Annotated in this window: 27 protein-coding genes; 11 read left to right on the forward strand and 16 right to left on the reverse strand. The window is 70.0% G+C overall.

Going from position 1 to position 26,544, the window contains the following annotated elements; all coding sequences use genetic code 11:
- The first annotated feature begins 38 nt into the window (after positions 1-38).
- From ACV7NM_RS10760 to ACV7NM_RS10775, 4 genes are all read left to right on the forward strand, one after another.
- Complete coding sequence (locus ACV7NM_RS10760; RefSeq protein WP_463410095.1) at positions 39-1,061, forward strand: ABC transporter ATP-binding protein; 1,023 nt, start codon at positions 39-41, stop codon at positions 1,059-1,061.
- Positions 1,058-1,840 carry an ABC transporter permease gene (locus ACV7NM_RS10765; RefSeq protein ID WP_463410096.1) on the forward strand — a complete coding sequence of 261 codons (783 nt, stop codon included), beginning with the start codon at positions 1,058-1,060 and terminating at the stop codon, positions 1,838-1,840. Before ACV7NM_RS10760 ends, ACV7NM_RS10765 begins: the two co-directional genes overlap by 4 nt.
- Before the next feature lie 196 nt (positions 1,841-2,036).
- Positions 2,037-3,152, forward strand: coding sequence for an ABC transporter ATP-binding protein (locus ACV7NM_RS10770; RefSeq protein ID WP_463410097.1), 1,116 nt, complete (start codon positions 2,037-2,039; stop codon positions 3,150-3,152).
- Positions 3,149-4,012: an ABC transporter permease gene (locus ACV7NM_RS10775; protein ID WP_463410098.1), complete on the forward strand. Its 864-nt coding sequence runs from the start codon at positions 3,149-3,151 to the stop codon at positions 4,010-4,012. Before ACV7NM_RS10770 ends, ACV7NM_RS10775 begins: the two co-directional genes overlap by 4 nt.
- 29 nt (positions 4,013-4,041) lie before the next feature.
- On the opposite strand, the gene ACV7NM_RS10780 is transcribed toward ACV7NM_RS10775, so the two are convergent.
- Positions 4,042-4,395, reverse strand: a complete 354-nt coding sequence (locus ACV7NM_RS10780; protein WP_463410099.1) for an ATP/GTP-binding protein — start codon at positions 4,393-4,395, stop codon at positions 4,042-4,044.
- Positions 4,396-4,643: 248 nt separating this feature from the next.
- On the opposite strand from ACV7NM_RS10780, the gene ACV7NM_RS10785 reads away from it, so the two are divergent.
- Positions 4,644-5,663 (forward strand): LLM class flavin-dependent oxidoreductase, encoded by a 1,020-nt coding sequence (locus ACV7NM_RS10785; protein WP_463410100.1) that lies wholly within the window; start codon positions 4,644-4,646, stop codon positions 5,661-5,663.
- A gap of 77 nt (positions 5,664-5,740) precedes the next feature.
- On the opposite strand, the gene ACV7NM_RS10790 is transcribed toward ACV7NM_RS10785, so the two are convergent.
- Entirely contained in the window at positions 5,741-6,133 is a 393-nt protein-coding gene (locus ACV7NM_RS10790; RefSeq protein ID WP_136215131.1) for an SCO5389 family protein, read from the reverse strand.
- A gap of 220 nt (positions 6,134-6,353) precedes the next feature.
- Between ACV7NM_RS10790 and nucS the strand changes: the two genes are divergently transcribed.
- Complete coding sequence (nucS, locus tag ACV7NM_RS10795; protein WP_190183452.1) at positions 6,354-7,025, forward strand: endonuclease NucS; 672 nt, start codon at positions 6,354-6,356, stop codon at positions 7,023-7,025.
- A 46-nt stretch (positions 7,026-7,071) separates the two neighbouring features.
- Here the strand turns inward: nucS and ACV7NM_RS10800 are convergent, their stop codons facing one another.
- From ACV7NM_RS10800 to ACV7NM_RS10810, 3 genes are all read right to left on the reverse strand, one after another.
- A complete protein-coding gene (locus ACV7NM_RS10800) occupies positions 7,072-9,768 on the reverse strand; it encodes an ATP-binding protein (RefSeq protein WP_463410101.1) in 2,697 nt (898 codons plus the stop codon).
- Between the two features lie 194 nt (positions 9,769-9,962).
- Positions 9,963-10,286, reverse strand: a complete 324-nt coding sequence (locus ACV7NM_RS10805; protein WP_136215128.1) for an STAS domain-containing protein — start codon at positions 10,284-10,286, stop codon at positions 9,963-9,965.
- Positions 10,287-10,453: 167 nt separating this feature from the next.
- Positions 10,454-11,302, reverse strand: coding sequence for a 3-hydroxyacyl-CoA dehydrogenase family protein (locus ACV7NM_RS10810; RefSeq protein ID WP_463410102.1), 849 nt, complete (start codon positions 11,300-11,302; stop codon positions 10,454-10,456).
- A 235-nt stretch (positions 11,303-11,537) separates the two neighbouring features.
- Between ACV7NM_RS10810 and ACV7NM_RS10815 the strand changes: the two genes are divergently transcribed.
- From ACV7NM_RS10815 to ACV7NM_RS10830, 4 genes are all read left to right on the forward strand, one after another.
- On the forward strand, positions 11,538-12,110 hold the full coding sequence (locus ACV7NM_RS10815; RefSeq protein ID WP_463410103.1) for a cob(I)yrinic acid a,c-diamide adenosyltransferase: 573 nt from the start codon (positions 11,538-11,540) through the stop codon (positions 12,108-12,110).
- Positions 12,111-12,271: 161 nt separating this feature from the next.
- Positions 12,272-13,459 carry a sensor histidine kinase gene (locus ACV7NM_RS10820; RefSeq protein WP_463410104.1) on the forward strand — a complete coding sequence of 396 codons (1,188 nt, stop codon included), beginning with the start codon at positions 12,272-12,274 and terminating at the stop codon, positions 13,457-13,459.
- Positions 13,456-14,133: a response regulator gene (locus ACV7NM_RS10825; RefSeq protein WP_463410105.1), complete on the forward strand. Its 678-nt coding sequence runs from the start codon at positions 13,456-13,458 to the stop codon at positions 14,131-14,133. The genes ACV7NM_RS10820 and ACV7NM_RS10825 overlap by 4 nt, the downstream gene beginning before the upstream one ends.
- Positions 14,134-14,286: 153 nt before the next feature.
- Positions 14,287-16,140 (forward strand): glycosyl hydrolase family 18 protein, encoded by a 1,854-nt coding sequence (locus tag ACV7NM_RS10830; protein WP_463410106.1) that lies wholly within the window; start codon positions 14,287-14,289, stop codon positions 16,138-16,140.
- A 163-nt stretch (positions 16,141-16,303) separates the two neighbouring features.
- On the opposite strand, the gene ACV7NM_RS10835 is transcribed toward ACV7NM_RS10830, so the two are convergent.
- From ACV7NM_RS10835 to ACV7NM_RS10885, 11 genes are all read right to left on the reverse strand, one after another.
- Positions 16,304-16,750 carry a DUF2550 domain-containing protein gene (locus ACV7NM_RS10835; protein WP_329198344.1) on the reverse strand — a complete coding sequence of 149 codons (447 nt, stop codon included), beginning with the start codon at positions 16,748-16,750 and terminating at the stop codon, positions 16,304-16,306.
- Between the two features lie 128 nt (positions 16,751-16,878).
- A complete protein-coding gene (locus ACV7NM_RS10840) occupies positions 16,879-17,253 on the reverse strand; it encodes a F0F1 ATP synthase subunit epsilon (RefSeq protein WP_463410107.1) in 375 nt (124 codons plus the stop codon).
- 128 nt (positions 17,254-17,381) lie between these two features.
- On the reverse strand, positions 17,382-18,824 hold the full coding sequence (atpD, locus tag ACV7NM_RS10845; protein ID WP_463410108.1) for a F0F1 ATP synthase subunit beta: 1,443 nt from the start codon (positions 18,822-18,824) through the stop codon (positions 17,382-17,384).
- Positions 18,824-19,741: a F0F1 ATP synthase subunit gamma gene (locus tag ACV7NM_RS10850; protein WP_463410109.1), complete on the reverse strand. Its 918-nt coding sequence runs from the start codon at positions 19,739-19,741 to the stop codon at positions 18,824-18,826. The genes atpD and ACV7NM_RS10850 overlap by 1 nt, the downstream gene beginning before the upstream one ends.
- A 20-nt stretch (positions 19,742-19,761) precedes the next feature.
- Positions 19,762-21,357: a F0F1 ATP synthase subunit alpha gene (atpA, locus tag ACV7NM_RS10855; RefSeq protein WP_463410110.1), complete on the reverse strand. Its 1,596-nt coding sequence runs from the start codon at positions 21,355-21,357 to the stop codon at positions 19,762-19,764.
- Positions 21,358-21,486: 129 nt separating this feature from the next.
- Complete coding sequence (locus tag ACV7NM_RS10860; RefSeq protein ID WP_463410111.1) at positions 21,487-22,302, reverse strand: F0F1 ATP synthase subunit delta; 816 nt, start codon at positions 22,300-22,302, stop codon at positions 21,487-21,489.
- Positions 22,299-22,844, reverse strand: a complete 546-nt coding sequence (locus ACV7NM_RS10865; protein ID WP_463410112.1) for a F0F1 ATP synthase subunit B — start codon at positions 22,842-22,844, stop codon at positions 22,299-22,301. Before ACV7NM_RS10865 ends, ACV7NM_RS10860 begins: the two co-directional genes overlap by 4 nt.
- A gap of 41 nt (positions 22,845-22,885) precedes the next feature.
- Positions 22,886-23,134: an ATP synthase subunit c family protein gene (locus ACV7NM_RS10870; RefSeq protein WP_351762174.1), complete on the reverse strand. Its 249-nt coding sequence runs from the start codon at positions 23,132-23,134 to the stop codon at positions 22,886-22,888.
- 67 nt (positions 23,135-23,201) lie between these two features.
- A complete protein-coding gene (gene atpB, locus ACV7NM_RS10875; protein WP_463410113.1) occupies positions 23,202-24,011 on the reverse strand; it encodes a F0F1 ATP synthase subunit A in 810 nt (269 codons plus the stop codon).
- A gap of 230 nt (positions 24,012-24,241) precedes the next feature.
- A complete protein-coding gene (locus tag ACV7NM_RS10880) occupies positions 24,242-24,655 on the reverse strand; it encodes a hypothetical protein (protein WP_463410114.1) in 414 nt (137 codons plus the stop codon).
- 499 nt (positions 24,656-25,154) lie between these two features.
- Complete coding sequence (locus ACV7NM_RS10885; protein WP_463410115.1) at positions 25,155-25,718, reverse strand: hypothetical protein; 564 nt, start codon at positions 25,716-25,718, stop codon at positions 25,155-25,157.
- Between the two features lie 217 nt (positions 25,719-25,935).
- Here ACV7NM_RS10885 and ACV7NM_RS10890 point away from each other — a divergent pair, with 217 nt between their 5' ends.
- Positions 25,936-26,505 carry a beta-ketoacyl synthase N-terminal-like domain-containing protein gene (locus ACV7NM_RS10890; protein WP_463410116.1) on the forward strand — a complete coding sequence of 190 codons (570 nt, stop codon included), beginning with the start codon at positions 25,936-25,938 and terminating at the stop codon, positions 26,503-26,505.
- The last annotated feature ends 39 nt before the right edge of the window (positions 26,506-26,544 follow it).

A 26,544-nucleotide genomic window follows, 5' to 3' on the forward strand; every position in this document is an offset into this window, starting at 1 on the left:
AGGTGGCGTGGGGCCCTCCGGCGTTCTAGCGTGGCCGCATGATCGAGCTTGAGGGCCTCACCAAACGATTCGGCGCCAAGACCGCCGTGGACAACCTCAGCTTCCAGGTCAGACCGGGGGTGGTGACCGGCTTCCTCGGCCCCAACGGGGCGGGGAAGTCCACGACCATGCGCATGATGCTCGACCTCGACAACCCGACCAGTGGCACGGTCCGGATCGACGGCAAGCACTACCGGGACCTGCCGGAACCGCTGAAACACATCGGAGCGCTGCTGGACGCGAAGTCCATGCACGGCGGACGCAGCGCCTACAACAACCTCCTGTGCCTGGCCCAGTCGAACCGCATCCCCGAGCGTCGGGTGTCCGAGGTACTGGACCTCGTCGGGTTGACGTCGGTGGCGAAGAAGAAGTCGAAAGGATTTTCGCTGGGGATGGGGCAGCGGCTGGGAATCGCCTCCGCGCTGCTCGGCGATCCGGAGATCTTGATGTTCGACGAACCCGTCAATGGTCTGGATCCGGAGGGAATTCACTGGATCCGCAATCTGATGAAGAGGCTGGCGTCGGAAGGTCGGACGATCTTCGTTTCCTCGCACTTGATGAGTGAAATGGCCCTGACGGCAGACCATTTGATCGTGATCGGACAGGGCAGACTGCTCGCCGACTTGTCGATGGCCGATTTCATCCACCAGAACTCGCGCAGCTACGTGCGCCTGCGCTCGCCGCAGCAGGAGCGACTCAAGGACGTCCTGCACGAGGCGGGCATCACCGCGGTCAGCGTTCCCGCCACCGGCACGCTGGAGATCGACGGCGTGGGACCGGAGCGGCTCGGCGAACTGGCCGCCCAACACCAGATCGTGCTGCACGAACTCAGCCCTCAGCGGGCCTCATTGGAAGAAGCGTTCATGCGCATGACCGCGCAATCCGTCGAGTACCACGCCCACGCCCCGGGCGCCCCGGGCGCCGCGCCCGCTCCCGGCATGGCGAGCGACAACCCCGCGCGGCCGGACGACGTCCCCGCGTGGGGCGCCGGTTTCGACGCGACCCACAAGGGCGGTGAGTGACCGTGGCCCTCCCCGCCGTTCTCACCTCGGAGTGGACGAAGATCCGTACGGTCCCTTCCACGGTCTGGACCCTCGCGACCGCGCTGGTCGTCACCGTCGGCGTCAGCGCCGGGCTGTGCGCGCTCATCAGCGCCACGTTCGGGCACATGCGGCCCGAGGAACAGTTGACCTTCGACCCGACCCTCGCCAGCTTCTCCGGAATCCAGTTCGGGCAGCTCGCCATGATCATCTTCGGTGTCCTGGTGATGGGCACCGAGTACAGCTCGGGCATGATCCGCGCCTCGCTGGCCGCCGTACCGCGCCGGGGGGAGTTCCTCGTCGGCAAGCTCGTGGTGGCGACCGGGCTGGCCCTGCTCGTGGGGCTGATCACCAGCTTCCTGTCCTTCTTCCTCGGACAGGCGATCCTGGGCGAGCGGAGCATCGGCATCGACGAGCCGAACGTGCTGCGGGCGGTGATCGGCACCGGGCTCTACATGGCGGTGCTCGCGCTGTGCTCGATGGGCGTGGCCACGATGCTGCGCAGCTCGGTGCTCTCGATCTGCCTCCTGATCCCGTTCTTCCTGATCGTCTCGAACATCCTCGGCGCCGTCGAGGCGACGCGGAAGGTGGCCCAGTACTTCCCGGACCAGGCCGGTTCCGCGGTCATGCGGGTCGTGCCGGGCGCGATGGGCAGCGAGCCGCCGCCCTACGGCCCCTGGGGCGGCTTCGGGATCATGGTGCTGTGGGCGCTGGCCGCCGTACTCGGCGGATACCTGGTGCTGAAGAAGCGCGACGCATAACGTCCCGTCCACGACTCCGCGCTCCGGCGTCCGTCGCGCGACGGACGCCGGAGGTAGTACGGGGAACCCCGAGGTCGGGATCAGGGGGAGATCAGGGATCGGGGACGGGACGGAACCGTAGGCCACTCGATATCCTCTTAACCCTTACAGGGGCGAAAGCCGTCCCGGGCCCGCCGGCCTGTCGAGGGGCAGAACCATGATCGAGGCAGTCGGCCTGACCAAGCGCTTCGGCGCCAAGACCGCCGTCGACCAGCTGTCCTTCCAGGTCAGGCCTGGTCACGTCACCGGATTCCTCGGACCCAACGGGTCGGGGAAGTCCACCACCATGCGCATGATCCTCGGGCTCGACCGGCCCACCGCCGGTCACGTCACGATCAACGGCCTCCCCTTCCGGGAACTGCCGAACGCGCAGCGGCACGTCGGCGCACTGCTCGACGCGAAAGCCATGCACGGCGGGCGCCGGGCCCGTACCCACCTGCTGTCCATCGCCCAGCTCTCCGGCATCCCGGAGAAGCGGGTAGACGAGGTGCTGGCGGTCGTGGGCCTCCAGGACGCCGCCCACCAGCGCACCAAGGGCTTCTCCCTCGGCATGGGCCAGCGGCTCGGCATCGCCACCGCCCTGCTCGGCGACCCCCGGGTGCTGCTGTTCGACGAACCCGTCAACGGCCTCGATCCGGAGGGCATCCTCTGGGTCCGCAACCTGATGCGGCAGCTCGCCGCCGAGGGCCGCACCGTCTTCGTCTCCTCGCACCTGATGAGCGAGATGGCCCTGACCGCCGACCACCTGATCGTGATCGGGCGGGGCCGGCTGCTGGCCGACATGAGCACCCAGGAGTTCATCACGCACAATTCGGCCGGATTCGCTCGGGTACGCGTGGCCGACACCGACGCGGATGGCCGGGACGCGTTCTCGGAGGCCCTGCGCGAGGCCGGCGCCCGCGTGCTTCAAGAACCGGACGGCGCCCTGCGCGTGACGGGCCTGGAGCTGCCGCGGATCTCCGACCTGGCCCACGCGGGCGGCCTGCGCCTGTGGGAGCTGTCCCCGCACCGGGCCTCGCTGGAGGAGGCGTACATGCGGATGACCCGGTCCTCCGTCGAGTACACCTCCACCGAGGACCCCCGGGCGCAGCTGTGGGAACCGGACCCGCTGGCCCTCCCGGACTGGCAGGAGGGCCCCGTGACCCCCGAAGTCCCCCGGGAGGGCTTCTTCGCGCCCCCGCCGCCCGGCGAGGGCGCCGCGGCGTTCCTCATGCCCGGCGAGCCCGGCGAACTCGCCGCCTCCGTCCAGAACAACCCCGAGGCCTCCCGATGAGCGGCGCGCAGACGACCGACCCCCGGTCCCTCCCGACGACCCCTGCCTGCGGCTCCCCCCTGGAGAGCCGGCGCCCGCACCTGGGGCACGCGGTGGCCTCGGAGTGGACCAAGCTCGTCTCCGTCCGCTCCACCCTGTGGACGCTCGGCTCGCTGGTGGTGGTGGTCGTCGGCATCGGCATCGTCTTCATCGCCCAGACCTCCTCGGGCGACTACTCGAACATCCCCTTCACGACGCCGGCCCTGATCGGCATGCTCGTCGGGCAGCTCGCGGTGATGGTGCTCGGCGTGCTCACGATCACCTCCGAGCACGGGACGGGCCTGGTGCGCACCACCTTCACCGCCGCGCCCGATCGGCACCGGGTCCTCACCGCCAAGTACCTCGTCTTCGGCCTGGCCGCCTTCCTCGCCACCGCCGGCTCCGTCTTCGTGGTCGGCACGGCGGCGGCCATCGCCCACAACGGCCCCGCAGCCGGGCATCACCCGGCGGGCGAATGGGCGGGCGCGCTGGCGGGGAGCTTCTACGTCACCCTGCTCGGGCTGCTCGCCCTGGCCGTCGGGGCCCTGGTGCGGCATTCGGCCGGGGCGATCGCCGTCATGATCGGCGTCGTGACGCTGCCGCCGGTGGCCGGGGCGATGCTCAGCATCTGGGAGGCTTCGGCTCCGCTGGGGCGGTTGGTGCTCCGGCACAACGCTCCGGTCGCCCTGATGCAGCTGTTCGGGATGCCCACGGGCAGCACCGACCCGTCGGGTTCCCCCGAGGCGATGCCCGCCGATCTGACACAGATGGCGCTGATGCTGCTGGTGACCGGCGCCGCCATGGCGGGCTCCTACGTGGTGGTCGGCCGCCGCGACGTCTGACGGGACGGGACGGCCCGGAGGCCGGCCGCCTAGTACTTCGGCGCGTTCCTGGACCGCTGCACCCGCGTGGTGCGGCGGTCTTTCGCGTTCCAGCAGGCCTTGTGCCAGTGCCGGCGGTCGTCCACACCGCCGTACTCGGGCCAGGCGACCAGGTGCGGGGTGCCGGAGGGGATCTCCTGGTCGCAGCCGGGGCAGCGGTAGCGCTTGCCCGACGCGCTCGCTCCCGCCACGTGCCGGACCTTCCACTCCTCGCCGAGGTACTCCTCGGTCTGTTCGAGGCCGAACCTGTCCAGCCCCCCGGAACCGGACCCGGACCCCGACCCCGTGCCCGAACGGTCGGCTGGATTCCCGCCGCCCCTGGGGCGGTTGTGGCGCGGTGACACGTATACCTCACGGATGGGCGGACGGCAGTGACTTTCTCCCAGACTACGCGCAGCGAGCCCGGGTACCCGCAGGGTGGCCAAGGAGAGGGCCCGCTCACGGACGCCGGCCTGACAATCCCAATAACTTTGGCTGCCGGCCGTGCCCTTGGCACGTGTCGGACGTTGTTGCCATCAGACGTTGATGTCATGAGCGTCGGAGAGCCGGTCCACCTGGGGAGGCCGCGTCAGCCGCGAGGAGGCTAAGCGCGATGCGCGTAGGAGCGTTTGTAGTGGGGGCCCAGTTCCCGGGCCAGGGGCCGGGGGAAGCGCTGCACCGTGCGGTGCGGACCGCCGAGGTGGCCGAAGAGGCCGGGTTGGACGCGGTCTGGCTGGCCGAGCACCACTTCGTGCCGTACGGGGTCTGCCCGTCCGCGGTGACCCTGGCGGCCCTGCTGCTCGGACGGACCGAACGGCTGCGCGTGGGGACGGCGGTGAGCGTACTGCCGAGCACGCACCCGGTGACCCTCGGGGAACAGGCGGCCCTGCTGCACCTGACCTCGGGCGGGCGCTTCATGCTCGGGGTGGGCCGGGGCGGACCCTGGATCGACCTGGAGGTGTTCGGCGGGGGCCTGGACGCGTACGAGACGGGTTTCCCCGAGGCCCTGGACCTGCTGCGGCGCTGGTTGACCGAGGCGCGCGTGGGAGCGGCCGGCGAGCGTTACGGCTTCCGCGAGGTGGCCGTCGTACCGCGTCCCGCGGAGGCGCTGGACGGTGACGGGAAGGGGCCGGAAGTGATCGTCGCCTGCACCTCCCCGGCATCGGTACGGCTGGCCGCGGAGCGCGGCCTGCCCATGCTGCTCGGCATGCACTGCGGGGACGAGGACAAGGCGGACATGGTCGCGCTGTGGCGGCGCACCGCCCGGGCCGCCGGACGCGCGCCGGACGCCGCGCACGTGTCGGCCGGGGTCTGCCAGCTCGCGGACCGCACGGCGGACGCCCGGGAAACGCTGGTGAAGGCGATGCCGGGCTGGCTGCGCCAGGGCCTGGACGCACATGTGACGGTTGACGGCCGACAACGCGCGATGCGCGACCCGGTGGCGTACACGGAGTCCCTGTGCGAGCTGCATCCCGTCGGAACCCCGCGGTTCGCCGCGGACCGCCTGGCGGCCACCGCCGAACGCACGGGGATCACACGCTTCGCCTTGCTGACGGAGGGCTCCGGCGACCTCGCCGCGACGGAGGAGAACGTACGGCGCATCGGCGCCGAGGTCCTGCCCCGCCTCGGCTGAGAGCCGCACTGCCGCTCCGGTAACGGTCGTACCTCCCGCCATACGGAGCGGCAGCGGGCGGCTCTTCGACGCGGGACCTAACAGTCCCGCAGCTCCGGCGACTGGTTGAGCAGCTGGCCGCGGATCGAGGTGAACTTGGCGAGCCGGTCGTCCACCGCGGGGTCCAGCGGGAACACCGCTACACGGTGGCAGTTCTGGAATGCCAGGCGCACCCCGAAGTGCCGCTGCAGGGCACCGCGTATCGCGTCACTCGCGAGCGCGCGCAGCAGCTGCCCGCGCGCCTGCTCGTCCGGCGGCGGCGTCTGGTTGTCGGCGAATTCTCCGCCCTCAACCTCCAGCTGGGCCACCAGCGAGCTGACCATCTCCCATGCGTAAGGCAGGGAGGTCCGGACGCAGTCGACGAAGGCGGCTTCGTCGACCTCGCCTCGCTCGGCCTGTTCGAGTAGGGCCGGTGAGACGTCGAGCGACATGGGTTCTCCTCTCGTGACCCCGGCGGTTTGGGTGTCCGGAGTCCTACGGGCAGGGAAGGCGGCCGCGACGCAGCGTGCACGTTCGACAACCACCCGCTCACCACGGTAGGCGCCCCCGGGTTACCGCACCAGGAGAATGCGCATACAACGCGCCATCGACGAAGGGGGCTTTCACGGGCGAATCGCGTGGAGGCCCATCGGTCGAGTAGCGTTGCCGACCATGCGTCTCGTGATTGCCCGCTGCTCCGTCGACTACGCGGGCCGGCTCACCGCCCATCTGCCCTCGGCACCCCGTCTGATCCTCGTGAAGGCCGACGGCAGTGTCTCGATCCACGCGGACGACCGGGCGTACAAACCGCTCAACTGGATGTCTCCTCCGTGCACCCTCAAGGAGGGGACGGGCGCCGAGGAGGGCGTCTGGACCGTCGTCAACAAGGCGGGCGAGAAGCTCATCATCACCATGGAGGAAGTGCTGCACGACTCCTCCCACGAACTGGGCGTCGACCCCGGCCTGATCAAGGACGGCGTGGAAGCGCACCTCCAAGAGCTGCTCGCCGACCGCATCGACACGCTGGGCGACGGCTACACGCTGATCCGCCGCGAGTACATGACGGCGATCGGCCCGGTGGACATCCTGTGCCGTGACGCCTCGGGCGCGACCGTGGCCGTGGAGATCAAGCGTCGCGGCGAGATCGACGGCGTGGAACAGCTCACCCGGTACCTGGAGCTCCTCAACCGCGACCCGCACCTCGCGCCGGTCCGCGGTGTCTTCGCCGCCCAGGAGATCAAGCCGCAGGCCCGCGTACTGGCAACGGACCGCGGCATGGACTGTGTGGTGCTGGACTACAACGCGATGCGCGGCATCGAGGACGACAAGCTCCGCCTGTTCTGAGCCCCGGGCCCCGACGCCGTCACAGCCGTCACAGCGCCCGACGCCGTCACTGCGTGGAGGACGGGGCCGACCCGGAGGCGGACCCGGAGGCCGACCCGGTGGTGCCCGGCCCCGGCGGGGTCTCCGTCGGCGGGGTCGTGGGCGACGAGGACGAGGTGGTCGGGGCCGGCGGGTCCGGGACGACGGCCGAGGACGTGGAGGTGGGCGCCTTGGTGCCCGGCGCCGGCGGCGCGGGCTTGTGCGAGGACGTCACGCCCCCCGACGTGGAGCCCGGCGGCCGGGTGGTCCCGGGAACGGGTTCCGCCGCCCCCTCGCCCGGCCCGGGCGTCGCCGCGTCGGATGGGGCCGCCGACGGATCGGCGGTGCCCGGCGCGGGCGCGACGGCCGGGTCGCTCCCGCCGGAATCGGTGCCCGGGTCGGTGTCCGGCGACGACGACACCGCCGGGTCCTTCGGCGCCCGCGTGTCCGAGTCGGACACCGCCAGGCCCACGACGGTCCCGATCACGGCCACCGCCAGGGCGCCGGCCGCGGCGAGGAAGGCCGTCCTGCGCCGGGAGTCCGGCTGCCCCGCCCACGCGCCGCCCGCTGCGGGGCCCGCGCCGGGCACCGGCACCGGCGCCGTCACCGGTTCCTGCTTCGGCGAGGGCGGGAAGGCGTTCTCGAACACCTCGGAGAGGGTCGACGGGGTCGTCGGCGCCTCGGGCCGTCGGACCGTCGACACCACCTGGGTCTGCGCCTCGGAGGCGCCGGGAGGCACGCCAGGAGTCAGCGGCCGGATCGACGGCGGGCTCACCGGGGCGGTATTCGGGCGCGCGAGGGGGCGAATCACGGGCAAAGCCGCCGGGACGGACGCGGCCGGCGCCTCGACCGGCACCGCCGAAGCCGCCGACGGGGAGGGCCCGGCCGCTGCGGCCGGCGCCTCCAGCCGCAGCGGCGGCGACACCTGGGCCGCGGCCGCCTCCCGGTCGCTCACCAACGCCAGCGCCCGCCGTCCCGCGACCGTCCCGCGCTTGTCCGCCAGCGCGCCCCGCAGCCCGATCGAGGCCTCCAGCTCGGCCCGCGCCCGTTCCAACCGCCCCTCGCACAGCGCGAGCACGCCCAGCTCGTGGTGGAAGTAGGCCTGTTCCGCCACCTCTCCCGCCTTGCGTGCGGCCTCCGCGCCCGAGCGCAGCGCCCGTTCCCACGCCTCCCAGTGCAAGGAAGCCGCCAGGGCCGGGGCCGCCGTGCGGGCGAGCATGACGGCGGCCACCACGTCGGCGCCCGCCAGGGCCGCCAGCACCGCGTCCGCCTCGCCGGCGACCCGCTCGGGGGTCACCGAGGCGTGCCCGGTCCACCAGGCGTAGTGCCGGGCGGCGGTACGGGCCTCCTCGGCGGCGGTGTCCCCGTACCCGGCCTCCTCCAACTGCCGGGCGACGCCGTGGGCCAGCCGGTAGCGCGCGCCGACGGGGGTCAGCAGGCCGCTGTCCAGCAGTTCCGCGACCGCCGCGTCGGCGTGCGTGTCCCCCACCAGTGCCGGCAGGTGCGCGTGGTGCGGCATCTCCCCGCCGAGCGCGCAGGCGATCCGCAGGGCGGCCCGGGCCGACTCGCTGACCCGCGAGGCCAGCAGTTCTGCGGGCGCCGCGCCCTCGGCCGGCGTGGGCAGCGGTACGTGCGCGGCCTCGCGCGGCCGCCCTTCGAAGACGCCGGGCTCGTCCTCGTCGTCCTCCCGGTCGCGGTGGTTCAACTCGTCGCGCCGGCGCAGCAGCGCGGCCGCCTGTACGAAGCGCAGGGGCAGCCCCTCGGAGGCGAACCACACGTCTGCGGCCCAGGCCGTCTCCTCCTCCGTCAGGGGCCGTCCGGTGAGGGTTTCCAGGAGTTGGAGGCATTCGGCCCGGCCGAGGCCCTCGAGGTAGACCTCCTCCAGGTACGAGCTGTCGGAGGGGGCCTTGCCGGCGGGGGTGGCGGCCAGCAGGTAGGCGCACTCGGGGGTGGCCCGCAGGAGTTCGTCGAGGGCGGCTCCGCCCAGCTCCAGGTCGTCGATGACGACGATGGCGCCGATGTCGCGTACCCGCGCGAGGAGTTCGCTGCGGTCGGGCCGTTCGTCGGCGCTCTCGTAGACGGCCGTGTGGAGCGCGTGCAGCAGTTCCAGCGGCTGCTGTTGACCGTATCCGCTGAGCCGGACGACCCCGTCGGGCGCGCGTCCGGCGCACGCGGTGGCCACCGAGTCGAGCAGCGTGGAACGGCCCGATCCGGCCGGTCCGGTCAGTCGTACCGAGCGGCCGCTCCCCAGCAGCCTTTCGAGCCGCTCCTGTTCTTCCTCGCGCCGCGGCAGCGGGCGGGAGGGGACGGTGGAGCCGGGCAGGGCCGGCGGCCGGGCCGCGACCTGCCGGGCGGCGCGGGAGGCCGGACCCCGCTTGGCGGGGCGGGGCGTCTCGGTGCCGGGACGTTGGGGTTCTATCTCGCTGCCGTCGACCGGGTTCACGGTGAGGGTGAAGTCGCCCGCGGTCAGGGTGACGACGCGTGCGAGACCGCCGGTGGAGGGGGCGCCGGCGGCCGGTGCCGCCGCAGCGGAGGTTCCGCTTCCGGAAGCACCCGCGGCTGCGGCACCCGCCGTTCGGCTGCCGGTGGCCCGGGTGTCCGCGGACCCGGTGCCCGCGGGCCCCGTGACGGGGCGGGCGGCCCCGTCGCCCGTGGGCCCGTCGCCCGTGGGTCCCACGGCCCGACGCTTCGCGTCCGCGCCGGGCTGCCCCTGTATACGGTCCATGACCAAGTCCCCCGATCGCGTCGCGTGCCGCGCCGCTGCCGCCGTCTCACCGCCCGGCCTTCGCACGCACACACCGCTGTCGCTACTGGTCCGGTTTCCGCCCGGAGCCTAAACCGTGGCCGGGCGCGCGGGAACCGTCAGAGGGCCTTCACCACCGGAACGTTACGTTTCCGCAGGAAAGAAGCGGCCCTGGATCAGACCCGGGGCAGGGATTCCGCTTCCAGTCCGCCCTCGATCGCGAGAATGCGGTGCAGCCGGGTCGCGACGAGCAACCGCTGCATCTGCGCGGGCACTCCGCGCAGGACGAGACGGCGCCCGGAGCGGCCCGCCCGCCGGTGCGCGCCCATGATCACGCCGAGTCCGGTCGCGTCCCAGGAGTCGAGCCCGGTGAGGTCGAGGACGAGGTCGCCGTGGCCTCGGTCGAGCGCGGTGTGGAGGGCCGTACGGGCGTCCGCCGCGCTGCGCACGTCGAGGCGACCCCCGACAACGAGTTCGGCGTGGTCGCCCCTGATGTGCATATGTGCTCCCGCAGTCCCGTGTACGTGCCGCGTACGTATGGTCCGACTGGTCCGTGGTCGGCCACTCTCACTGGAACTGACTGCCCCGGGGGCGGTGAAGTTGCCGACTGTGAGCGAACCGATACTCTCATTCACACCAACGGGTGAAGGCGTTCGAACGATGGTCGTCAGTGCTTGTAGAAACCCTGCCCGCTCTTGCGCCCGATGTCGCCCGCGTCCACCATGCGCCGCATCAGCTCCGGCGGCGCGAACTTCTCGTCCTGCGACTCGGTGTAGATGTTGCTCGTGGCGTGCAGCAGGATGTCGACGCCCGTGAGGTCGGCGGTGGCCAGCGGCCCCATCGCGTGCCCGAAGCCCAGCTTGCAGGCGATGTCGATGTCCTCGGCGGTGGCGACGCCCGATTCGTAGAGCTTGGCGGCCTCGACGACCAGCGCCGAGATCAGACGGGTCGTCACGAAGCCGGCCACGTCGCGGTTGACGACGATGCAGGTCTTGCCGACGGACTCGGCGAAGGCCCGGGTCGTGGCGAGGGTCTCGTCGCTGGTCTTGTAGCCGCGGACCAGTTCGCACAACTGCATCATCGGGACGGGCGAGAAGAAGTGCGCGCCGACGACCCGCTCTGGGCGCTCCGTCACCGCCGCGATCTTGGTGATCGGGATGGCGGAGGTGTTGGACGCGAGGATCGCGTCCTCCCGGACCAGCTTGTCGAGCGTGCGGAAGATCTCGTGCTTGACTTCGAGCTTCTCGAAGACGGCCTCGACGACGATGTCCGCGTCCGCGACCGCGTCGAGGTCGGTGGTGGTGGTGATGCGGGCGAGCGCCGCCTCGGCGTCCTCGGCCGTCAGCTTGCCCTTGGAGACGAACTTGTCGTACGAGGCCTTGATCCCGTCCGTGCCGCGGGTCAGCGCGGCATCGGTGACATCGCGCAAGACGACGTCCCATCCCGCCTGAGCGGAGACCTGAGCGATCCCCGAACCCATGAGTCCGGCACCGATGACGGCGAGCTTCCCAGCCACTGCACACCCCTCGTTCTCGCTACGGCCCAGTCTCGTAGCCTCTCCGGCGGAGACTAGCGTCCGTGAGGGAGGGTGTGACCGCGAAGTAACACGCGTCACGTCTCAGCTGACGGACATCACACCGGTACGGTCCAGCACCGCCCTGAGGGGCCGCAGTTGACTCTTGCGCGCCTTTGTCCGGGATCGCGCCCTCCTCACGGGGGGCCGCGCCCCGGTCTGTCATTACGCTGGACCCATGGTGAACCTCACGCGCATCTACACCCGCACCGGCGACAAGGGCACGACCGCCCTCGGCGACATGAGCCGTACGCACAAGACGGACCTGCGGATCTCCGCGTACGCCGACGCCAACGAGGCCAACGCGGCCATCGGGACGGCGATCGCGCTGGGCGCTCTGTCCGAGGACGTGGTGAAGGTCCTCGTCCGGGTGCAGAACGACCTGTTCGACGTCGGGGCCGACCTGAGCACCCCGGTCGTGGAGAACCCGCAGTACCCTCCGCTGCGCGTCGAGCAGTTCTACATCGACAAGCTGGAGGCGGACTGCGACCGCTTCAACGAGCGGCTGGAGAAGCTGCGCAGCTTCATCCTCCCCGGCGGCACCCCCGGAGCGGCGCTCCTCCACCAGGCCTGCACCGTGGTGCGGCGCGCCGAGCGGTCGACCTGGGCCGCGCTGGAGGCGCACGGCGAGGTGATGAACCCGCTCACGGCGACCTACCTCAACCGCCTCTCGGACCTGCTCTTCATCCTGGCCCGCACCGCCAACAAGGAGGTCGGAGACGTGCTCTGGGTGCCGGGAGGCGAGCGCTAGGAGCACCTCGCGCCGGCTGGTTCCGGCCCCGCGTCCCGGGCGTCCGTAGCGCGTCGTCGCCGGTGACCAAGGGTGACTGCATCCTTCGGTGTAGCCGGGCGGCGAGCGCCTCAGCCCCCGCGACGAGGTCCCGGGCCGCGGGGGCGTGTTGGATGGGGACCGTGACCGCCACGACCTTCCGTCCCCACCGCCATGACGTGCTGCTCGCCGTCGTCAGCGTGCTCGCGGGCCTGCTGCTGTGGCTGCTCGGGATCCACAGCAACGGCGAGCGGCCCACACCGGACTGGCTGGCCCTGGTCCCGCTGCTGGTCCTGGGCGCGATGGAGCCGCTGCGCCGCTCCACCCCCCGGCTGACGCTGGCCGTCGGCACCGTCGGGGTGGTCGCGGACCAGTTCACCGTGGGCAACCTGGGCACGGTCCTGATCTTCACCGACCTGATGTACGCCGCCGTGGTCTACGGCACGCCCGCCTCGGCCCGGCGGCTCCCGGTCACCACCGGACTGATCACGATCGCCGTCACGATCGGGTCGGTGGCCTGGCTGCGCACCCCGCAGTCCCTGATGATCGGCGTGCTCACGGGGATCGTGTGCTTCGGGCCGGCCCTGACCGGCGCGACCCTGCGCAACCACCGCGACGCCGCCGAGGCGGCCCGGCTGCGCGCCGAACAGACCGCGCTGCTGGCCGAGATGGACCGCAGCCAGGCCGTGACCGCGGAGCGGGCCCGGATGGCCCGGGAGCTGCACGACATGGTGGCCAACCACCTGTCGGCCATCGCCATCCACTCCACCGCCGCCCTCTCCATCGACTCGGCCGACACCAGCCGCCAGGCGCTCGGGGTGATCCGGGAGAACAGCGTCCAGGGGCTCGCCGAGATGCGCCGGCTGATCGGGCTGCTGCGGGACGCGGGCGCGGAGCAGGAGGCCGCCGCCACGCCCTCCCTCGACGGGCTCGACGCCCTGCTGGGGCAGGCCCGGGTCAACGGCGCCGCGAGCGGGCTGGACTTCGTTCTCCACGACGAGCGGACGCCCGGGGAGCCGCTGCCGGCGCCGGTGGAGCTGGCGGCGTACCGGATCGTGCAGGAGTCGCTGACCAACGCGCTCAAGCACGCCGCCCCGGGCGAGGTCACGGTCCGGGTGGGCCGGCCCGGCCCGGGCGGGATGCTGACCGTACGGGTGGACTCCCCGTACGGCGACCGGCCCGGCCCCCGCGCCCCCGGCTCGGGGGCCGGGCTGACCGGCATGCGGGAGCGGACGGAGCTGCTGGGCGGGGAGTTCGGGGCGGGCCCGGCGGGAGCGGTGTGGCGGGTGCGGGCGGCGTTGCCCGCCCAGGAGAGGGCGGTGACCGGATGACCGGGCGGGTCGTGACGGTATTGGTGGCGGAGGACCAGAGCGCGGTGCGGGCCGGGCTGGTGCTGATCCTGCGCAGCGCGGGGGACATCGAGGTCGTGGGCGAGGCCGCGGACGGCGAGGAGGCGGTCCGGTTGGCCCGGGAACTGCGGCCGGATCTGGTGCTCATGGACGTGCAGATGCCCCGACTGGACGGGGTCTCGGCGACCCGCCAGGTGGTCGGCGAGGGGCTCGCGGACGTGCTGGTGCTGACCACTTTCGATCTGGACGAGTACGTCTTCGGGGCGCTGCGCGCGGGCGCGGCGGGGTTCTTGCTGAAGAACGCGGAGGCCTCGGAACTGATCGGGGCGGTACGGACGGTCGCGCGCGGGGAGGGCCTGATCGCCCCGGCGGTGACCCGGCGGCTGATCGCGGAGTTCGCGGCGCCCAGGCCGGTCCGGCCGGCAGCGCCGCCGGCGAAGGCGGCGGCGGTGGGGTCGCTGACCCGGCGCGAGCGCGAGGTGTTGGGGTGTCTGGGCGAGGGCCTGTCGAACGCGGAGATCGCCGGGCGGCTGGAGATGGCGGAGGCGACGGTGAAGACGCACGTCAGCAGAGTGCTGGGCAAGCTGGGGCTGCGCAGCCGCCTCCAAGCGGCCGTACTGGCGCGGGAGTTGGGCCTCCAGGGCCCGCCTTCGTAATGAGGTCTGGACCTCTTGACGGTTGGTCCAGACCTTTCTACGCTCACCGGAACTGTGGTGAGCGTGCATGGCAAGCAGGCTCACGGGCGACGCAGGTCCCACCCCCATGCCGAAGTCGGCCCCGCGACTTCGGCGGACCTACGGAGGACGACCTTGAGCACAGCACCCCCACCCCGTACCCGTCTCTTCAGGAGGCTCGCCGCCGCGGTGGCCGCCTTCGCCCTGCCGGCCGCGGCGGGACTCGTGGCCCTCGCCGGCCCCGCCCAGGCCGCCGGTTCCGCGACCGCCACGTACACGAAGGTCTCCGACTGGGGTTCCGGCTTCGAGGGCAAGTGGACGGTGAAGAACACCGGCACCACCAACTTGACCAGCTGGACCGTGGAGTGGGACTTCCCTTCCGGCACGACGGTCACCTCCGCCTGGGACGCCACCGTCACGAACTCGGGCACCCACTGGACCGGTAAGAACGTCGGCTGGAACGGCACCCTCTCCCCCGGTGCGACCATCAGCTTCGGGTTCAACGGCGCCGGTCCCGGCTCCCCCGCCGGATGCAAGGTCAACGGCGCGTCCTGCGACGGCGGGACCACGCCCCCCGCCGACTCCCCTCCGTCGGCCCCCGGCACCCCCACCGCCACCGGGATCACCGACACCTCCCTGACCCTCGGCTGGAGCGCCGCCACCGACGACAAGGGCGTCAAGAACTACGACGTCTACCGTGACGGGGCCAAGGTGGCCTTGGTCACCGGCACCGCCTACACCGACTCCGGACTGACCAAGGGCACCTCCTACGGCTACACCGTCACGGCCCGTGACACCGCCGACCAGACCGGCCCCTCCTCCGGCGCCCTCTCCGTCACCACGACCGGCGGCGGCACCACGCCTCCGCCCACCGGCAGCAAGGTCAAGCTGGGCTACTTCACCGACTGGGGCATCTACCAGCGCAACTACCAGGTGAAGAACCTCGTCACCTCCGGCACCGCCGCGAAGATCACGCACATCAACTACGCCTTCGGCAACGTCACCGGCGGCAAGTGCGCGATCGGCGACGCCTACGCCGACTACCAGAAGACGTACGACGCCGCGTCGAGCGTCGACGGCACCGCCGACACCTGGGACCAGCCCGTCGCCGGCAACATCAACCAACTGCGCGAGCTGAAGAAGAAGTACCCCGGCATCAAGGTGCTGTGGTCCTTCGGCGGCTGGACCTGGTCCGGCGGCTTCGGCCAGGCCGCGGCGAACCCGGCCGCCTTCGCCGACTCCTGCTACAGCCTGGTCGAGGACCCCCGCTGGGCGGACGTCTTCGACGGCATCGACATCGACTGGGAGTACCCGAACGCCTGCGGCCTGTCCTGTGACACCAGCGGCGCCGCCTCCCTGAAGAACCTGCTCTCCGCGCTCCGCGCCAAGTTCGGCGGCAGCAACCTGATCACCGCCGCGATCTCCGCCGACGGCTCCAACGGCGGCAAGCTCGACCTCGCCGACTACGCGGGCGCGGCCCAGTACGTCGACTTCTACAACGTGATGACCTACGACTTCTTCGGCGCCTGGGACGCCAAGGGCCCCACCGCCCCGCACTCCCCGCTCACCTCCTACGCGGGCATCCCGATCGCCGGCTTCAACTCCGAGGCCGCGATCACCAAGCTCAAGGGCAAGGGCATCGCCGGCTCCAAGCTCAACCTCGGCATCGGCTTCTACGGGCGCGGCTGGACCGGCGTCACCCAGGACGCCCCCGGCGGCGCCGCGACCGGCCCCGCCCCCGGCACGTACGAGCAGGGCATCGAGGACTACAAGGTGCTCAAGAGCAGCTGCCCGACGACCGGCACCATCGCCGGCACCGCCTACGCCAAGTGCGGCAGCAACTGGTGGAGCTACGACACCCCCGCCACCATCGCCGGAAAGATGACCTGGGCCAAGCAGCAGGGCCTCAGGGGCGCCTTCTTCTGGGAGTTCAGCGGCGACACGGCGAACGGCGAACTCGCCAACGCCATCCACACCGGTCTCCAGTAGCCCCCACGCGCGGGACCGGTGAAAGACGAAGCCGGGGAGAAGGGTCCGCCCCCTTCTCCCCGGCTTCTCCTTCTTCACGCGCCGCTCGCACGGCTCGGCCCCGGGGGGCCTCACCGGCTTCGCGCCGCTGCGCCGAACCCCGTCCGGCGAAGACGTCCGCCCCTCAGGCCACGTTCACTCTCTGCCCGGGAGGCGCCGCCTCAAGCCAGGCCAGGAAACCGGTCAGCGCGTCATCGCTCATCGCCAGCTCCAGGCGCGTCCCCCGGTGGGAACAGCCCAGCACGACGGCGTCGGACAGCAGCGCCAGCTCCTCCTCGCCCTCAGGGGCGCGACGGGCCAGCACCTCGATGGAGGAGCGCTCCAGCAACCGGCGCGGCCTCGGCGAGTAGCTGAACACCCGGAACCACTCGATCCGGTCACCGCTGTAGCGGGCGACCCCGTACACCCAGCCCTTGCCGGAGACGTCGGGCTCGTCCGCCACGCCCCAGCGCAGGCTGCAGTCGAAGGTGCCGCCGGAGCGCTGGATGAGTCTGCGACGCAGCCCGAAGACAAACAGCCCGATCACCACCAGGGCTACTACCAGGCCGCTCACAAGCAGAGCGAGGAGCATCTTCACCGACCTCCTCGCTCATCGAATACAGCACACGAAAAACTGATCCGCATCGCCTCAGCCGCGACCCGCTCCGGAAAGTTCCGGAGCGGACCGCGGCTGAGGACGCACACTATTCGGTAAGGGGCTCAGCGGCCCGTCACCGCGCGCAGCCGGACATCGGCGCGACGCTCGGCGGCCGCTTCGGCCTCCGCCCTCGCGCGCTCCAGTGCCCGCTCCGCCCGCTCGACGTCGATCTCGTCCGCGAGTTCGGCGATCTCGGCCAGCAGGGACAGCTTGTTGTCGGCGAACGAGATGAATCCGCCGTGCACCGCCGCGACGACGGTGTCGCCCCCGCTGGTGCGGATGGTCACCGGGCCCGATTCCAGCACACCGAGAAGCGGCTGGTGGTTGGGCATGACGCCGATGTCGCCGGACGTGGTGCGCGCGACAACAAGGGTGGCCTCGCCGGACCAGACGTTGCGGTCCGCCGCGACCAGCTCGACGTGCAGCTCAGCAGCCAAGGTGGCTCCTCGGGTCACCACCCGGCGGGTCAGCCGGGTGTTGGGTCAAATTCTAATGGGCGTGTGGAGAGGGACGGGACGCACCCGCCCCTCTCCGTAAATCAGCTCTGCTCACGGGGAGCGGGGCTTCAGGAGACGCCCAGCTCCTTGGCGTTGGCCTTGAGGTCCTCGATGCCACCGCACATGAAGAACGCCTGCTCGGGGAAGTGGTCGTAGTCACCGTCGCAGATCGCGTTGAACGCGGTGATCGACTCTTCGAGCGGGACGTCCGAACCGTCGACGCCGGTGAACTGCTTGGCGACGTGCGTGTTCTGCGACAGGAAGCGCTCGACGCGACGGGCACGGTGGACAACCAGCTTGTCCTCCTCGCCCAGCTCGTCGATGCCGAGGATCGCGATGATGTCCTGGAGGTCCTTGTACTTCTGCAGGATCCCCTTGACACGCATGGCACACGCGTAGTGGTCCGCCGCGATGTACCGCGGGTCGAGGATGCGGGACGTCGAGTCCAGCGGGTCCACGGCCGGGTAGATGCCCTTCTCGGAGATCGGACGGGAGAGAACCGTCGTCGCGTCGAGGTGGGCGAAGGTGGTGGCCGGCGCCGGGTCGGTCAGGTCGTCCGCGGGGACGTAGATCGCCTGCATCGAGGTGATCGAGTGACCGCGGGTCGAGGTGATGCGCTCCTGCAGCAGACCCATCTCGTCAGCCAGGTTCGGCTGGTAACCCACCGCGGACGGCATGCGGCCGAGCAGCGTGGAGACCTCGGAACCCGCCTGGGTGTAACGGAAGATGTTGTCGATGAAGAAGAGCACGTCCTGCTTCTGCACATCGCGGAAGTACTCCGCCATGGTCAGACCGGCGAGCGCGACGCGCAGACGGGTGCCCGGGGGCTCGTCCATCTGGCCGAAGACGAGCGCCGTCTTGTCGATGACGCCCGAGTCGCCCATTTCCTCGATGAGGTCGTTGCCCTCACGGGTACGCTCACCGACGCCCGCGAAGACCGACACACCGTCGTGGTTGTTGGCGACGCGGTAGATCATTTCCTGGATCAGAACGGTCTTGCCGACACCGGCGCCACCGAACAGACCGATCTTTCCACCCTTGACGTACGGGGTGAGGAGGTCGATGACCTTGACGCCGGTCTCGAACATCTCGGTCTTCGACTCGAGCTCGTCGAACCGGGGGGCCTTGCGGTGGATCGGCCAGCGCTCGGTCACCTCGGAGTTGGTCTCCGGGTAGTTCAGCACCTCACCCAGGGTGTTGAAAACCTTGCCCTTGGTGAAGTCGCCGACGGGGACGGTGATGCCCTCGCCCGTGTCGGTCACCGGGGCCTGGCGGACCAGGCCGTCGGTGGGCTGCATGGAGATGGTGCGGACCAGGCCGTCACCCAGGTGCTGGGCGACTTCCAGGGTCAGCGTCTTCAGCTTGCCGTCCTCGGCCGGGTCGGCGACCTGGACCTTGAGGGCGTTGTAGATCTCGGGCATGGCGTCGACGGGGAACTCCACGTCGACGACCGGGCCGATGACCCGGGCGACGCGGCCCGTGGCGGCGGCCGTCTCAACAGTGGTCGTCATTACTTGTCACTCCCCGCGGTCGCGTCAGCCATGGCGCTCGCGCCACCGACGATCTCGCTGATTTCCTGGGTGATTTCGGCCTGGCGGGCCGCGTTGGCAAGCCGGGAGAGGCTCTTGATGAGGTCTCCGGCGTTGTCGGTGGCCGACTTCATCGCGCGGCGGCGGGCGGCGTGCTCGGAAGCGGCCGACTGCAGCAGTGCGTTGTAGATGCGGCTCTCGACGTATCGCGGCAGAAGGGCGTCGAGGACGTCCTCCGCCGACGGCTCGAACTCGAACAGCGGAAGGATCTCGCCCTTCGTGCTGGTCTCCTCCGCAGCCTGGTCGAGGCTGAGCGGCAGCATCCGGCCGTCCACGGCGTTCTGCGTCATCATCGACACGAATTCCGTGTAGACGATGTGCAGCTCGTCCACGCCGCCCTCGGCCGTCTCCGTCTGGATGGCCTCGATCAGCGGCGCGGCGACGCGCTTGGCGTCCGCGTAAGCCGGGCTGTCGGTGAAGCCGGTCCACGAGTCCGCGATCTCGCGCTCGCGGAAGCCGTAGTAGGCGACACCCTTGCGGCCGACGATGTAGGCGTCGACGTCCTTGCCCTCGGCACGCAGCCGCTCGGTGAGCCGGTCCGCCTGCTTGATGGCGTTCGAGGAGTAGCCGCCGGCCAGACCGCGGTCGCTCGTGATGAGCAGGACCGCGGCACGGGTCGGCGCCTCGACCTCGGTGGTCAGGGCGTGCTTGGTGTTCGAACCGGTCGCCACCGCGGTCACCGCACGGGTGAGCTCGGTCGCGTACGGCATCGATGCCGCCACCTTGCGCTGCGCCTTGACGATGCGCGAGGCGGCGATCATCTCCATCGCCTTGGTGATCTTCTTGGTCGCCGTGACGGCACGGATGCGACGCTTGTAGACCCGGAGCTGCGCTCCCATGAGTCAGGTCCCTTCCGTCGTCACTTGGAGACGTTGGCGGCCGGAGCGTCCTCGCCCAGGAGCTTGCCGTCAGACGTCTCGAACTGCTGCTTGAAGGCAGCGATGGCGTCCGCGATCGACGTCAGGGTGTCGTCCGACATCTTGCCGCCCTCGGCGATCGAGGTGAGGAGGTCCTTGCGCTCGCGGCGCAGGTGCTCCAGCAGCTCGGACTCGAAGCGGCGGATGTCGCCCACCGGGACGTCGTCCATCTTGCCGGTGGTGCCGGCCCAGACGGAGACGACCTGCTCCTCGACGGGCATCGGCTGGTACTGGCCCTGCTTGAGCAGCTCGACCATGCGCTTGCCGCGCTCCAGCGAAGCCTTCGACGCGGCGTCCAGGTCGGAACCGAAGGCGGCGAACGCCTCCAGCTCGCGGTACTGGGCGAGGTCGACGCGCAGCCGGCCGGAAACCTGCTTCATGGCCTTGTGCTGCGCGGAACCACCGACACGGGAGACCGAGATACCGACGTTCAGCGCCGGGCGCTGGCCCGCGTTGAACAGGTCGGACTCCAGGAAGCACTGGCCGTCGGTGATGGAGATGACGTTGGTCGGGATGAACGCCGACACGTCGTTCGCCTTGGTCTCGACGATCGGCAGACCGGTCATCGAACCGGCGCCCATCTCGTCGGAGAGCTTCGCGCAGCGCTCCAGCAGACGCGAGTGCAGGTAGAAGACGTCACCCGGGTAGGCCTCACGGCCCGGCGGGCGGCGCAGCAGCAGCGAGACGGCGCGGTAGGCGTCGGCCTGCTTCGAGAGGTCGTCGAAGATGATCAGGACGTGCTTGCCGGCGTACATCCAGTGCTGGCCGATGGCGGAACCGGTGTACGGCGCCAGGTACTTGAAGCCGGCCGGGTCGGACGCCGGGGCGGCGACGATCGTCGTGTACTCGAGCGCGCCGGCCTCTTCCAGGGCGCCGCGAACGGACGCGATGGTCGAGCCCTTCTGGCCGATGGCGACGTAGATGCAGCGGACCTGCTTGTTCACGTCGCCCGAGCGCCAGTTGTCGCGCTGGTTGATGATCGTGTCGACGGCAAGAGCGGTCTTGCCGGTCTGACGGTCACCGATGATCAGCTGACGCTGGCCGCGGCCGATCGGCACCATGGCGTCGACGGCCTTGTAGCCGGTCTGCATGGGCTCGTGCACCGACTTGCGGACCATGACGCCCGGGGCCTGCAGCTCGAGGGCGCGGCGGCCCTCGGTCGCGATCTCGCCGAGGCCGTCGATCGGGTTGCCGAGCGGGTCGACAACACGGCCGAGGTAGCCCTCGCCGACACCTACGGAGAGAACCTCACCGGTGCGCCGCACCGGCTGGCCCTCTTCGATGCCGTTGAATTCGCCGAGGACGATCGCACCGATCTCGCGCTCCTCGAGGTTGAGGGCGAGACCGAGGGTGCCGTCCTCGAACTTCAGCAGCTCGTTCGCCATGGCGGAGGGCAGACCCTCCACCTTCGCGATGCCGTCGCCGGCAACGCTTACCGTTCCGACCTCCTCGCGCGAGGCCGCGTCCGGCTGGTACGACTGGACAAAGTTCTCCAGTGCGTCCCGGATCTCCTCCGGCCGGATCGTGAGCTCCGCCATCTGGGTTCCCTGCTCTCCTTGTTGGGCCTGAAGCTTCTTTGGGGTCTGGGGGCGACCCCCAGGAATCTTCTGCAAGTTCTGCACGGCCCAACCGGGCCGCTAGGAATGCTTTGTTCTATTGGTGGTCGGTCAGCCGGCCATGCGGCGGGACGCCTCTGCGAGGCGGTCCGCGATGGTTCCGTCGATGACCTCGTCGCCGACCCGCACCGAGATCCCGCCGAGGACCGCGGGGTCCACGTCGAGGTTCAGGTGCATCTGGCGGCCGTAGATCCTGGCCAGCACCGCGCCGAGACGCTGCTTCTGCACGTCGCTGAGCGGAACCGCGCTGGTCACGGTGGCGACCATGCGGTTGCGGCGCTCCGCGGCGAGCGTGGAAAGGGACTCGAGTCCCGCTTCCAGGCTACGTCCACGCGGGTGCGTGACGATACGGATGACCAGACGCTCGGTGACAGCGTTCACCTTGCCGCCGAGCAGGCTGCGCAGCAGCTCGCTCTTGGCGGAGGCGGTGGCCGCGCGGTCGGTCAGCGCGGAGCGCAGCGCGGTGTTCGAGGAGACGATCCGGCCGAACCGGAACACCTCGTCCTCGACATCGTCGAGCGCGCCCGCCTGCTGCGCCGCCGTGAGGTCGGCGGTGGCCGCCAGTTCCTCAAGCGAGTCGACCAGGTCACGCGACTGCGACCAACGGGACCGGGCCATGCCGGACACCAGGTCGAGGGTTTCCCCGCTCACCTGGCTTCCCAGCAGACGGCCCACCAGCTCGGCCTTCGCCTCGCCGGCCTGCGCCGGGTCCGTGATGACCCGGCGCAGCGAGACCTCGCGGTCGAGCAGCGCGGTGACGGAGGCCAGCTCGCCCGCGAGCTTCGCGGCGTCGACGGACGTGTTGTCCGTCAACGCGTCGAGACGCTCGCGCGCGGAGGCCAGCGCCTCGCGGCTCGCTCCGTTCATCGGACAGCCTCGGCCTTCTCCTCAAGCTCGCTGAGGAAACGGTCGATCGTGCGGCTCTGCCGGGCGTGGTCCTCGAGGGACTCGCCGACGAGCTTTCCGGCCAGGTCGGTGGCGAGCTTGCCCACGTCCTGGCGGAGCGCCTGAGAGGCAGCCTTGCGGTCGGCCGCGATCTGGGCGTGGCCGGCAGCGATGATCTCCTCACGCTGCCGCTGGCCCTCTGCGCGCAGTTCTTCCTTGAGCGCAGTGCCCTGCTCGAGCGCGTCCTGGCGCATGCGGGCTGCCTCGTGCCGGGCCTCGGCGAGCTGGGCCTTGTACTGCTCCAGCACGCTCTGGGCCTCGGTGCGGGCCTCCTCAGCCTTCTCGATACCGCCCTCGATGGCCTCGCGACGCTCTTCCAGAACCTTGTTGATGTTCGGGAGGAACTTCTTCGCGAAGAAACCGAAGACGATGACGAAGGCGATCAGACCGATGACGAGCTCGGGGATCGGCGGGATGAGGGGATTCTGAATCTCCTCAGCTGCCAGCGGTACCAGGGCGATCACATCAGTGCCTTCCGTCGAAAATGGTTCTCAGCCGAGGGCGATCAAGAAGGGACCGGGTAGACGAAGCCCATGACGAGACCGATCAGGGCCAGCGCCTCACAGAGGACGAAGCCGAGGATCTGGTTCTGCCGGATCAGACCCGCGGCCTCGGGCTGGCGGGCCAGCGCCTGGGTACCGTTACCGAAGATGATGCCGACGCCGACGCCGGGGCCGATCGCGGCGAGGCCGTAGCCGATCGCTCCGAGGTTGCCCTGGAGGTTGACCGCAGCGAGGGTCTCGAGAGCAGACATGCCGTTTCTTCCTTCTGTTTCACGGGCCGGTGGGGGTTGGCCACCGGATGTATAGGGGGTCCGACCGTCAGTGGTGCTCGGCGAGAGCACCCTGGATGTAGCTGCACGCAAGCAGGACGAAGACGTACGCCTGCAGTGCCTGGATGAACAACTCGAAGATCGTCATCACGATGACCATCACGAACGAGACGCCGGCGTAGGCGATACCGATGCCGTTCAGCAGGTACCAGCTCGCGATGGTGAAGATCAACAGCAGTACGTGGCCCGCGAACATGTTCGCGAAGAGACGGACCGCGTGGGTGAACGGCCGGATCAGCATGTTCGACAGGAACTCGAACAGCATGACGACGGGGAACACCGGCCCGAGCGACTTGTCGTAAGCCGTGATGTTCTTGATGCCGCCGACGAATCCGTGGCGCTTGAAGGTGAGGCTCACCCACAGCACGTACACGATGGCGGCGAGACCGGCCGGGAAGGCGATGATCGACGTGACCGGGAACTGGGCCAGCGGGATGATCGACCAGATGTTCATGATCCAGATGAAGAAGAACAGCGAGACCATGAGCGGGACGTACTTCTCGCCCTCGCGCTTGCCGATCGTCTCGTAGACCACTCCACGACGGACGAAGTCGTAGCCCGCCTCGCCGACCATCTGCAGCTTGCCGGGGATCAACTTCGGCTTGTTGAATGCCGCCCAGAAGAACCCGACGACGACCAACGTGCTGAGCAAAGCCAGCATTATCGGCTTGTTGAACTCGATACCGCCGACCGTGAACATCGGCTTGAACAGGAAGGAGTGCAGGCCGGGGGTCGGAAAGCCGCACCCTTCGAAGATGTGACAATCGGTCTCGAAGGCGAGCGTCATGGCGTCACTCACCGCGAGCTCCTTCAACTTGACGCATGGGTACGGCAACCTCATTGTGTCGGCGCGGCCTGCGACCGCGGAACGGCACTGGACTGGACTGGCGGTTACTTAAGTGCGGCGATTGGGCATCAACGCTCTGACAAGGCTCATCTGCCGTCCGTCTGCCGCCCGCGCAAACCCTGCCGCAGCTGTGGCGAGACGATAGCAAACGAGCGGAGGCCCATTTACAACCGGCCTACACGCTACGAGGGCGTCTTGGCCGCTTCCGGCTCCACATAAAGGATTTTCGACTTCATGTGCGCCCGGACCTGCGCCGCCATCCAGACCAGGGTGGCCGCGAGCAGCGTGAAGGCGGTGCACTTGGTATCGAAGACCGCGACGCGCTTGATGATGTTCAGGACGACCATGAGCACGATGATCTGCGTCGTGTAGAGCAAGAGCCCCATCATCTGGAAGAGATGCGGCAAAGAGCGAGCGGTCCGCTGGAGGGCGACCAAGCCCCCGCCCATGAACACGAGGACGAGTGCCGCGCCGATGGCGGCACCCAGCGCACCCTTGCCACCCGCGAGGGCGGCGCTGACCGCGATCCCGACGCCGCCGACGACGACGGTGGGGATGGCGCAATGCAGCAGCGTTCGGGCGTCGTTGGACTGCATGGGGGCAGCTCCTCCGGCGAGGTCTTGGGCGGGTGGTCACCGTCGGTGGACAGACGGGACCCGGGAGTGAAGTCGCACCTACTGGGAAGGCCGTCGCACTACGGCCTTCACGCGTTCATCCCGGGCGCTTGCGAACGGTATCACAAAGTATTTGATGCAGACTTTACTCAATTAGTATGCCGCTGGTCACACGGATGGGTCAACGCCCGCTCAGGCGAGCGGCCCAACTGGCCCCAGACCGTCGCACACACGGCAAGGACCTGCCCGGAACCAGTATCTACGGTCCCGGACAGGTCCTGTGGCGAGGGTCGCGGCCTGCGGCGCGGGCCCCTGGGTGGTCGTGCGGCGGCTCCGGCCGATCTTTGTGCGAATGATTCGACCGAGCCTCGTGCCCGCCTCGGTCACCTTGGCGGGTCATCCAGTGGCGCGGGGCTGCCACCGTTGTTTCGGACGAACTGGCTCCGAATGTACGGCTCGACGCCCGGCGCGGAACATCCCGTCACTGTCGGTGGCGACTTGCCGGGTGGGTGGTGGCGGGTCGGCGACACCGGGCGCCGCCGGCGCCGGTCCGACCCCCGGGCCTCAGACTCGGCGGGCGTGGATCTCGTCGGCCGGGATCCAGGCGCTCTCGTCGCTCTCGTCGAACCGCACGAACCCGCGCTTGACGTAGTGGTCCGCGTCGACGATCTCGTACTGCTCCTTGAGCTGCGGTGAAGGAGAAGAAGCCGTCCTTCCAGCCCTCGGAGGTCAGGAGGGTGCGGTTCGCCCAGTCGTCGTAGTAGTAACCGCAGAACGCGGCCTCGGACTCGACCCACTGGACGATGAAGCGCCCGTTGACGTCGTGCTCGTCCACGCGCTGCGTCATCTCGTACGCGTGGCCGCCGAAGGTCGACGCGGTGTTCCAGGTGGCGACGCCGGTGGTGGCCGGTTCGGCGGTGTGGTTGGTCCACTCGACACGGAAGTCACCCAGGAGGAAATCCAAGTCGTGCATCTTCTCGGGGGCTGTGGGCTTGGTGAATTCCTGCTCCGCCGGGGTTTCGGTTTCCGAATCAGAAATAGTCATGGCGGCGATGCGCTCCAGTCCTGTCGAGACATGAAATCGCCGAATGCTAGGCAGGGCGGCACCCCTAAGGACAACCCCTAGCCAGGCCTGTCCGCACCCTTGCGCGGGGCGCCGACAACGGCTTTCTGGGGTGGCTGAGGGGACGCGGCTAGGGGCGCACCATCCGTAGCTTCCCCTCGAAGGGCGAGGTTTGCCAATCTCTCAGGCGGGTTCACAGGTGACGAACGAAGCGCAGCTGGTTGATTACCTCAAGAAGATGGCGGCCGATCTCCGGCAGGCCCATCGACGGATCAAGAAGCTTGAGGCCGGCGACGCCGAGCCCATAGCAATTGTCGGGATGGCCTGCCGGCTGCCCGGCGACATCGGTTCGCCCGACGAGCTGTGGGACTTGGTGAGCCGCGGCGGGGACGCCATCGGTCCCATGCCGCGGGACCGCGGCTGGGACCTCGACGCGCTCTACCACCCCGATCCCGACCACTGCGGCACCTCGTACGCCGACGAGGGCGGTTTCCTCGCCGGCGCGGCCTCCTTCGACTCCGAGTTCTTCGGGATCGCGCCGCGCGAGGCGCTGGCGATGGACCCGCAGCAGCGGCTGCTGCTCGAAACCGCGTGGGAGGCCCTGGAGAACGCGGGGGTGGACCCCAGGTCACTGGCCGGTTCGCGTACCGGTGTCTTCACGGGCCTGTTGTACCACGACTACGCCTCCGGACCGGGCACGCTGCCCGACGAGGTCGAGGGCTACCTGAGCACGGGCATGGCCGCCAGCGTGGCCTCGGGCAGGACTTGACCGAGCCCAACCACAGCGGCCGGTCCGCCGGGCGGCCCT

This window comes from Streptomyces sp. Tek67B01 (assembly GCF_055231995.1).